This window comes from Peribacillus sp. YIM B13482 (genome assembly GCF_042787975.1).
In the GTDB taxonomy this organism is placed as follows: domain Bacteria; phylum Bacillota; class Bacilli; order Bacillales; family DSM-1321; genus Peribacillus; species Peribacillus simplex_A.
Genome location: NZ_JBHZPF010000089.1, coordinates 1 through 9,759 on the forward strand (window position 1 = coordinate 1; position 9,759 = coordinate 9,759).

Annotated in this window: 8 protein-coding genes and 1 pseudogene; 7 read left to right on the plus strand and 2 right to left on the minus strand. The window is 37.7% G+C overall.

Annotated elements, in window-relative coordinates; genetic code table 11:
* Positions 1-242 precede the first annotated feature (242 nt).
* From ACFX4L_RS23950 to ACFX4L_RS23960, 3 genes are all read left to right on the plus strand, one after another.
* The gene (locus ACFX4L_RS23950) at positions 243-506 is read left to right on the plus strand and encodes a hypothetical protein (protein ID WP_377406444.1); all 264 of its coding nucleotides are present in this window, start codon (positions 243-245) and stop codon (positions 504-506) included.
* Positions 507-1,185: 679 nt separating this feature from the next.
* Positions 1,186-1,782, plus strand: a complete 597-nt coding sequence (locus ACFX4L_RS23955; protein WP_317778850.1) for a TetR/AcrR family transcriptional regulator — start codon at positions 1,186-1,188, stop codon at positions 1,780-1,782.
* 426 nt (positions 1,783-2,208) lie between these two features.
* Positions 2,209-3,552: an SCP2 sterol-binding domain-containing protein gene (locus ACFX4L_RS23960; RefSeq protein WP_377384068.1), complete on the plus strand. Its 1,344-nt coding sequence runs from the start codon at positions 2,209-2,211 to the stop codon at positions 3,550-3,552.
* A 956-nt stretch (positions 3,553-4,508) separates the two neighbouring features.
* On the opposite strand, the gene ACFX4L_RS23965 is transcribed toward ACFX4L_RS23960, so the two are convergent.
* Complete coding sequence (locus tag ACFX4L_RS23965) at positions 4,509-6,026, minus strand: COG4705 family protein (protein ID WP_377406446.1); 1,518 nt, start codon at positions 6,024-6,026, stop codon at positions 4,509-4,511.
* Between the two features lie 383 nt (positions 6,027-6,409).
* Positions 6,410-7,021, minus strand: coding sequence for an undecaprenyl-diphosphatase (locus ACFX4L_RS23970; protein ID WP_289337528.1), 612 nt, complete (start codon positions 7,019-7,021; stop codon positions 6,410-6,412).
* A gap of 238 nt (positions 7,022-7,259) precedes the next feature.
* Here ACFX4L_RS23970 and ACFX4L_RS23975 point away from each other — a divergent pair, with 238 nt between their 5' ends.
* From ACFX4L_RS23975 to ACFX4L_RS23990, 4 genes and pseudogenes are all read left to right on the plus strand, one after another.
* A complete protein-coding gene (locus ACFX4L_RS23975; RefSeq protein WP_289337529.1) occupies positions 7,260-7,700 on the plus strand; it encodes an IS110 family transposase in 441 nt (146 codons plus the stop codon).
* Between the two features lie 221 nt (positions 7,701-7,921).
* Positions 7,922-8,056, plus strand: a complete 135-nt coding sequence (locus tag ACFX4L_RS23980; RefSeq protein WP_081108810.1) for a transposase — start codon at positions 7,922-7,924, stop codon at positions 8,054-8,056.
* Positions 8,057-8,170: 114 nt separating this feature from the next.
* Positions 8,171-8,612, plus strand: a pseudogene (locus ACFX4L_RS23985) (transposase); the annotation flags it as partial.
* A 573-nt stretch (positions 8,613-9,185) separates the two neighbouring features.
* Positions 9,186-9,668 (plus strand): DUF2690 domain-containing protein, encoded by a 483-nt coding sequence (locus ACFX4L_RS23990; RefSeq protein ID WP_317778845.1) that lies wholly within the window; start codon positions 9,186-9,188, stop codon positions 9,666-9,668.
* Positions 9,669-9,759 lie beyond the last annotated feature (91 nt).

The following is a 9,759-nucleotide window of genomic DNA, read 5'->3' on the forward strand; positions in this document are numbered from 1 at the left end:
ACATTATCGACATAGAGACCAATTTTCATTCTCTGTGGTGAAGCGCTGATTTTTGCGCTTCATGGATGGCTAACGGGGAAAGTTAAAAAGCAGAGACAGAATTTTGGATAAGGAGATATAAAGTGAAGAAATTAAAAAAACGATTTTCTCTAGGGTTAGTTGTGCTGATTTCCGCGTTTATACTTTTTTTAGTCTATGATTACTTAGACAATCAGAAAAAGGAAGGATAGAGCCGAGAATTCATGGAAGAAAGCAATAAGGTAAATAATGAATATGATATTATAGCGCTCGGAGTCAATCCAGATAACAAAACGATTAAAGTACATGTGCCGATAAAGGAAGAACAACGGAATGAACTGGCCAATTCTTTGGCTCAAATCGCCCAAAAGCATGGCATGGAGGATTATGAAGTCATAGTTAGAGCTATAAGAGATGGGTACCCACTTGGCCAAGACGTAACATCAGATAAAGTGTATGAACTACGTAAACAATCAAGTATTGATTAATTTAAGTTAAAAAAAGAGACTCATTCACTCTCCTAGCTTTTCATAAGTTAGGGGCAGCAAACGAGTCTTTTATTATTTGTTAACACACAAGCAGATTAAATTTGTGACCATCTAAATCTTCAAATAATCGTTTACTGGCCAAGGCGACTGCATAAGAGGATGGGACATAAATCCCATTCTTAAATAGAAAACGTGTAGAGAAACCAATTCTTCGGTTTTCCTACACGTTTTTTATGTAATGTGTATAATTAATACAAAAAAAATAAGACACTTTCGTATAATTAATTTTAACATACGAATGGCCACAATGGATTTTAAATGTTTTTTAGTTTATGACAGTCTATTCAGTAGTATTTATTATTATTTTTACAGTATTCCTTATACCAACATGTATAAGAAAAGAAATTTTTTAAAGTTATGTAATAAGAAATATAATCTTTATAAAATTGTATTTTGACACTTCTGAATAGGCTACTTATATTTGCTAGGACGTGGGATGTCTGTTTTGCTTGTCTTCCTTTTATCTGTAATTCAGTCAATGTGATGTAATCCACTTTAATCAAAAATTTTTCCTGTTATTTTTTGCACTTTACAAAGATACTACCTAATTGTACAATAAAAAGGACCGAATGGTCTTATAAATTTCGTAAACCTTTTTCAAAAGGAGGCAAATAGATTCATGGTTAATCGCAAGGGAGAACAGACTAAAGCCCTGATCTTAGAAAAAGCATCAAAAATTTTTAATAGCCAAGGATATAGGGCATCTTCTATATCCGACATCATGCACGAGACTGGTCTTCAAAAAGGAGGGATTTATAACCATTTTGAAAATAAAGAGGAAATAATGTTGAGCGCTTTCTCCTTTTCCATTGACACTATGAGTCATTTTTTCTCTGAAGCAATGGCAGGCAAACAAGGATACATGGAACGTCTTCTTTCCATTATTTCCGTATTTGAGGGGATTGCTGAAAGAGAATTGTTCCCGGGAGGTTGCCCGATTATGAATGCTGCCATTGAAGCAGATGACGCAGACCCATTGCTTCAAGAAAAAGTCCGTGAAGCAATGGATGGCTTGCTCGGAATGGTTCGTAATCTTGTTCAGGAAGGCATAAAGAAGGGTGAGGTTAAACAAGGAGTGGATCCCGAGTTTGTGGCGACCGTGTTTATCTCCACGCTGGAGGGGGCGCTAGCACTTAGCAAACTTTACAAGAACCAAGAGTACATGAAAAAAGCTGTGTATCATCTTAGATCGTTTCTTGCTCAGAACTGTGCCTAGCAGTCTAAAAAGAAGCCGGAGATGGCTTTTTTTTACTCTAAAAAAGACCGATCGGTCTCACTGATTATCTATAATACTTAGAAGGCGATAATACGAAATCTGACAAGGATGCTGTCATAGTGGATGTCGTCTGATCATCGATGGGCAAGAAGAAAGAAACTTTAAGTCTTGACCGTTCCGATAAGCTTTCCGTACAAGTTCTGTGAGCCTTGGTAGAAAGCTTCACGACGGCGTACTTTGCGATGCTACTGATACAGCGATGAGAATAGCCTATGCATCTACCCTCAGCAAAGGGGAGACATTCACAACGCTAGAACTAAAAATCAATTTTACGAAGTCTGTATGAAATGCACAACTTCGAATGATTGGGCAGGCCATCAAACAGTTCGGCTGGCGTTAAATTGAATGACTAAGGAGTTGAGTGCCATGAAAAAGGGGACAATAAATGATCATCATACCGTAAAACAATATTACAAGAAAAAGGAAATTATGCAGGGGACCGAAGGCAGGCGCATAGATACACAATGGTTGCGGGATTTATGTCTACATGCAGGAGCCGACGATGTTGGATTCGTCACTATTGACCGAAGCGAACTTGAGGACCAACAAAAAGAAATTTTGAATCTGTTTCCTGAAGCCAGGACGCTTATTAGTTTCGTCTGTAAAATGAACCGCGAGCCCTTGCGTTCGACAGCTCGATCCATTGCAAATACGGAATTTCATCATGTTGTCGATAACGTAACGCATATCGGACATGAAATCGTGAAAGAGCTTGAAGAGCAAGGCATCAAAGCATTGAATCCGCCAGCAGGATTCCCGATGGAGCAGGAAAGTACCGGAAAAGCATGGGTCATCTCACATAAACCAATTGCGGTTGCGGCTGGACTCGGACAAATAGGCATCCATAGAAATGTCATTCATCCCAAGTTCGGCAACTTTATTTTGTTAGGTACGATCCTTACAAATGCAGATATGACTTCGGAAAGTCAGCCCATTGATTATAATCCGTGTTTGGAGTGCAAATTGTGCGTAGCTGCCTGCCCGGTAGGAGCCATTGGCGCTGATGGTCATTTTAATTTCTCCGCCTGTTATACGCACAACTATCGAGAATTTTCCGGCGGCTTCAGCGATTGGGTGAAGAAGATTACCGACAGCAAAAATTCTAAATCATACAGGGATAAAGTAAATGATGCAGAAACAGCATCTATGTGGCAGAGCCTTTCTTTTGGAGCTAGCTATAAAGCGGCCTACTGTATGTCCGTTTGTCCTGCTGGAGAAGATGTAATTGGTGAGTTTCTTGACGATCGCAAGAAATTTTTGAAGGACGTTGTCAAACCACTACAGGATAAAAGCGAAATGGTGTATGTAGTGCCGAATTCCGACGCTGAGGATCATGTCAAAAAGCGTTTTCCCCATAAACAAGTTCGACCGGTGAGCAACGGCTTACGATCGAAATCAATCCGTGCGTTTTTGCAGGTGCTTCCTCATATGTTTCAAAGAAATCAAGCAAAAGATTTAGCTGCTACCTATCATTTTACATTTACTGGAGAAGAAAATGCTCAAGCAACGGTTATCATAAAGAACAAGACCCTTACTGTGGAAAAGGGACATCTCGGGGATGCAGATTTCCAACTTATTGCAGACAGTCAAACATGGATTCGGCTGATGGCCAAAGAAACAGGGATATTATCAGCCGTCATGTCAGGTAAAATTCGCACAAAAGGGCAGTTAAAGCTATTTAAAGCTTTCAGCAAGTGCTTTCCGTCATAAAAGATAAGAAGATTTTAATGAAAAGTGGGAAATAACATAATCATTTTGTTAGGTTCGATACATTATGGTTCAGGTGCAAAAACCTATTCCTAGAAACATAGAGGAACAGTTTCCTTTAAATTGCTAACTTATGAAGTTAATCCAAACAGTGGATGGATGAATTTTTTTAGGTTTTGGACAGACACCGCCCTTTGGTGAGTTTGTTTCGTGGAATAAAAGAAATTAAGACTTGCGCCGAAGTTATTAATGAAATAATGAGTACCCTTGAAAAATAATAGTTTAAGATCCTTTTTCAATAAAAGGGCGCGATTGCTAAATAATAAGCAGTTGCTTTTTTACTAAACAGATCAGAATAATTCTATAAATGATTGAATGTAAATTATTAAGAAACCCAGCTATTCTTCTCATGTGAAGGTAGCTGGGTTTTTAAAGTTGGCTGTGCAAAATAATACTTAAAATAGGTGTAAATTATCGGTCAAAGTGACAAAAAAGCATATCCACCTTGGGCATGCTTTTCTTTACCAAATATCAGTTTTATCTAATAATTGTCAAATGTATCGAGATGGAATGGAGTTGCCTATTCGGTAATTTCTTCAGTATCTAAAAGCAATTGGTCAATATCTATTATTGCCAAAACAATTCGCCTTCCTTTTAGTCACTTATACATTCATGTTTTGCATAAATACCAATTTCAATTATACATCCTAAACTGCGATCATAACATTGCTTGAACCAATTTTTTTACTATAATTGGCTAGTTTAGCATACACTTTTTTCGATAAATCCCTATCCTTGAGGAATAATGCTGATCTTACATGGATAATGGTTAATGATATGGCTATGAAATCCTAAGAATTCTAGAGCAATCCTGAGATTGTGTTTAGTTTATTAAGGGAGTTTTAGTTTAATAAGAGTTCCATTTAAAAAGGAACCGCGATTGGCGATTCCTAAGAGTATTATTTATTTGTTGCGTTTATGGTACTAAGTGAATTGTTAAGTGCTGTTTTACACTTGTTTACATCAGGATTCGATGAACGAACTGCTGCTAATACAACATCAATTGTTCCATCAATTTTCGTCCATGTAGCGCCATCGATTTTTCGAAACTTAGGTTCCTGTGTGTCCCATTGATGTTCTAATTCATCTGCCCCTTTTTTCGCTGAAGCAAAGTCATTTTTGTTTACAGAGTTTAGTATAGCATTTTCGATTTTTGCAAAATCGTTTAACTGTCCAGATAATGTAGTTTGTGAGGCACCAGAATTTGATGTTGATTTATTTGCACCTTTTAAGACACTAAGTGAATTAGTAAGTGCTGTTTTGCTTTGATTAACATCAGGTTTTGAAGAACGAACCGATGCTAGTACAGAATCAATTGTTCCATCAATTTTTGTCCATGTAGTGCTATCAATTTTTCGAAGCTTAGGTTCTTGTGTATCCCACTGATGTTCCAAATTATCAGCGCCTTTTTTTGCTGAAGCAAAGTCGTTTTTATTTACAGCGTTTAGCATATCATTTTCAATTTTAACAAAATCATTTAATTGACCTGCTAATGTAGCTTGCTCTGCAGCACCTTGTGATGCAATATTATTACTGCGCCAGTTATAACCACCTATACCAACAACTAAGAAAATTACGAGTACAACAATCGTTTGTGTTAGCACATGTTTCTTATTTGCATTACTTTGGTTTGTTTCCGCTATATCACTTTTAGCATTTGTATCAATTTTTGAAACGGCAAGGAAAACGATGATCGCTAAAATAGCGATAAGAAAAATCACACTCGTAACGGTTGTCCCGAGTCCTAATCCGCCATTTACTTTTGGTTGGGATAGGTAATCTCCAAGTGACGCTCCAAGCGGACGTGTTAAAATATACGCAATCCAGAAAGCTAATACTCCGTCAAGTTTCAATAATTTATAGGCTAAGAACACAAGAGCAATAATAATAACAACGCCTATTCCTGTGTTAAGATAACCGAAACCAAGTTGTTCGGAATATAAATCGCCGACCGCTGTTCCAAGTGCAAAGGTGAAAAGGATCGTAAGCCAGTAGAAAACTTCTCTTTTTCTAGTGAAAATCGAGTGGATCGATAGTGTTTTTTCACTAAGATACCAAAATAGAAAAGTCAGTCCTAGTAGCACCGAGAATACAGCTGTGCTAACCTCAAGTGGTATGCCTATATTATCTGTCAAATTATCCGTTACCAGTGTTCCAAATACGCTTATAAGAACAACTGTTACCCAGTAAATGGCTGGAACATATTTGTTTGCTTTAAACTGAAAAAACAATGCAATAAAAAACGCAACTCCCATAATAATGGTAGTAAGAGTTAAACCAAGTCCAATGTTGAAATTGATGAAATCAGCAAATGTTTCACCAACAGTTGTACACAAAACTTTGATGATCCAAAAGAACATCGTCACTTGTGGCACTTTGTTAAGTGAAATTTTCATTTTATTTTGGTTTTCTTGCATATATAATTTCCTTTCTTTAAAGTGGTTTCCCACAACTTAATTTTATTTCTCTCTCTAAATAAGGATACCCATCCAAATCCAAGTTAATCATTAAGGAAGTCTGCGCTGTTTCTCCCACAGTGGTTGCCATAATCTTGACGGCTCCAAAAAATATGGTGACTTGTGATTCTTTGCATAGCATTTACCGACCTGAATGTTGGACCATTTCAGTTTGTTCAGAAAATGCTAACTCATCTCCTTCTTGGAAGTTGTCATTGTTACAAAGCAATTTCCATCTCTGACAAAAATAGAAAATACAACATTTCCACATAATAAGAAAAAGTTTGTTTATCAATTAACCATAGGATTTCAACTCTTAGTAGATTTTCCATTAGAAAAAATCCTTATCTATCTTGACTTAAGTCTTTATGGTTGTACTTAGCCAGGAAAGGGATATGTTTCGTTAATCTGTCATACATGTAGAACACCACTTGTACCAAAGGCTCCAGTTTTTTGGAAGACTGCATAACGAATATGCTTACCCCATATGAAATAAGGGCGCCACCAATCACGTCTGCAGGATAATGGACTCCGACGAATATACGCGAAATGCCAACAATAATAGCCCATACTAATATGGGATACTTCCACGAGTCGTTTCGTAGCACCATCGTATATGCAATGGAGAATACTAATACCGAGTGATCACTTACAAACGAAGAGTCAGCAGGATGCGGTATTAACTGATGAACATGGTGTGCCACGAATGGCCTTGGATGATAGTAGACAAGGTGAAGGATTGCGTTTATGAACAATCCAAGTAAGCAAGAAAAAACAGCGTATATAGCTGTGTACTGTTTTTCCGCTCGTTTTTCTTTGTTTGCAATAAACCATAGGAACAACATAAGTGCGATTACCACATATGGAACGCTATTAGTGATAAATATCATTCCTCTATCTAGATAAGAGTAATGGCCGGACCAACCGTTAATCCATTGAAATATTTCATAGTTCATATTGTTCTTCTCCTTGCTTATATGGTTTTGGTTTCTCATTTAAAATCAAGTTGACCAGAAACATTCATTCTGAGTGTATCGAAGGAACCTGAACATCCTATGAAAATTACGTTAAAAATAAATTAAAAAAGAAAAATAAAGGCGAGTTTAGTGCTATAGTCGTTAAAAATGAAGGCAAAAACAAATAGTAAGCTATTGCATGTGCAAAGCGTCTTTTGATGTATTTTGGAAGCCTATCGTGAACTTAATTGAGGCTGAAGAAATGGAATTTTTAGTTGTTAACGCACAACATATGAAAGCAGACCCTGGTCGAAAAACTGATGGCAAGGATGCTGAGTGGATCACTCAACTTCTTCGTCATGGGTTGTTGAAGGCAAGCTTTATCCCTGATCGAGATCAGCGAGAATTGCGTGAGCTTGTTCGTTATCGCAGAAGTATTATTGAAGAACGAGCTAGACAGCATAATTTAATTCAAAAGGTTCTTGATGGTGCAAATATCAAATTCGGCTCTGTCGTATCGGATATTATGGGCGTTTCATCAAAGGACATGCTTCATGCGATCGCAAATGGTGAGGATGATCCTAAGAAACTAGCAAACTTTGCGAGATGTTCGATGAAGAAGAAAAAGGAGGATTTAATCCTTGCCCTGAATGGGTACGTGAATCCTAATCAGGCATGATGCTCAAAACGATTCTAACTTATATTGACTTTCTGACTGAACAGATTGAAAAACTCGATCAGGAGGTTGCCCAAAGAGTTAGTGTACCAAGAAAGCATAGAACGATTGGATTCAATACCCGGTATTGCCATTCGAATGGCAGAACAAATTCTAGCTGAAATCGGAACAGACGTTGAAAAACAGTTCGAAGTGCAGCCAGATTATGTTCATGGGCCGCCCTCGTGCCAGGACACAATGAAAGTGCAGGAAAAAGGAAGTCCACCAGAGCCAAAAAGGGAAATAAATATTTAAAGTCTCCTTTAACCGAAGCTGCTCATTCAATTGGAGCCTCTAAAAGCTATCCTGGCCCTCTATAAAGACGGACAGCTGCAAGAAAAGGAAGAAAACGAGCTGGAATTGTCGTTGCTCACGCCATGTTAAGAATTTCATTCAGTTACTAAACTCTCACTTTGCAGTCTTACATCTCGAAAGTGGAACAAGAGGTTAAGGATGTATTAAAACAGATACCTTTTGCCAAGAAGCTGCTTGCCATTAAGGGAATTAGTGAAATTTCTTTAGCCGGAATATTAGATGAAGCAGGAGATCTAAGTGGTTTTTCAAACGGTAATTCTTTACTTTGGCACACTGGGTTGCATCTGGCTGAAGCAAGCTCTGGTAAGTGGAAAGGCTAAATTGTCTTCTCTAAGCGTGGGCGATCCAGGCTAAGACGTTTCCTTTACTTAGCCACCATGAGCCTTTTGATGAATAACACGGAATTTCGAGCTATTCACTCCAAATAATGTTAAGGTGAAGAAAATGAAATCGATTATGAAATTGGTAGGTAAGCTAGCTAGGATATTTGTTGGAATAGCAGGCAGAAACGAGGCTTATTGTGCAGAAAAAGTTCAACCTATTACTGAACCGGTTGCGTAATTTTAAAGGGGATTTTTTAATTGGGTTCTCGAGGGAACATTCAAAAGCTAATTTTTTCATAGACTTTTTCTTTTTACGAATGTTGGCTTATTCGTAGGATTTCAAATATGTGCGGAGTACCAGATTTCTTCAACAAAAGAGCACTGACCCATCAGGTTAGCATAACTGGCCTCCACCCCTTGGATAGGCATGAAGAAGGAATGATAGGGCAGTTGACCTGTTGAGACATGGGAGGGAAAGCCTCCAGGGGCGGCGTGGAGAATGTACATAATATGGCAAAATGTGGAGTCTTGTACAACTCCTTTATTTCACTATGATTTCACGAAATCTTCATGTCCTGAAATCACTCCATTTAACTTTGACCTTACAATCAAGGGTAATGAAATCCTGCGAATAAGTGAGCATTCGAGAGATATTTGCATCAAACTTAGGGAGTTGAAGAGTGCTGTTTGATCTTTATTCAACAATTGGGCCAGATTGTTGAATAAGATAGTAGTTTAGTTATATAGATTATAAATACACATAACGTTATAATTTTCAGAGTATTGAAAAAATATCGAGGAGAGGATTATAATGAAACAAAAATTGTTGGTATTTCTTTCATTTTTGGCGTTAACCACAATGTCATTTTCTATTCCCAATGTAGAGGCTGCAAGTTATAACGGGAAGAGTCCAGTTTCTACTGGTTGTCAAAATGATGCCTACACGGCAGTTTCTACGAGTGTAAAGAAGGATAATGGAACCATTGTTGGAACAATTCAGGTAAAATATAGTCCATCCTGTAAGTCTGCTTGGGCGAAAACTACATTTAATTCTGCCTTGCCATCCGGTTATACAGGGAATGCCTTTATTCACCAGTATAATTCCGATCATTCGATTAAGCTCCGATCATATGATTGTAATAGTTCTGGAGGAAATGGAAAAGTACTTTCCGGACAAAAATCATGTTATACCCCCATGGTTGATGATCCAGTGGGAAATTATGCGAAAGCAGAAGGATATCGATCAACAAGCTCGAATCCTTTTGAGGCTTATGGTATTACTGGATACTATTAATAGGGGTCCTGCCGCATACCCATCAAGCTAACAACATAAATTACAAGATACGAGTTGATCATTGTTTTAAAACAAACGAGTAATGAAAAAG

Excerpts from the sequence above, each read along its gene's own strand:
- ACFX4L_RS23950 (WP_377406444.1), top strand. The coding sequence starts at position 243 with ATGGAAGAAAGCAATAAGGTAAATAATGAATATGATATTATAGCGCTC.
- ACFX4L_RS23955 (WP_317778850.1), top strand. The coding sequence starts at position 1,186 with ATGGTTAATCGCAAGGGAGAACAGACTAAAGCCCTGATCTTAGAAAAA.
- ACFX4L_RS23970 (WP_289337528.1), bottom strand. The coding sequence starts at position 7,021 with ATGAACTATGAAATATTTCAATGGATTAACGGTTGGTCCGGCCATTAC.
- ACFX4L_RS23990 (WP_317778845.1), top strand. The coding sequence starts at position 9,186 with ATGAAACAAAAATTGTTGGTATTTCTTTCATTTTTGGCGTTAACCACA.
- ACFX4L_RS23965 (WP_377406446.1), bottom strand. The coding sequence starts at position 6,026 with ATGCAAGAAAACCAAAATAAAATGAAAATTTCACTTAACAAAGTGCCA.
- ACFX4L_RS23960 (WP_377384068.1), top strand. The coding sequence starts at position 2,209 with ATGAAAAAGGGGACAATAAATGATCATCATACCGTAAAACAATATTAC.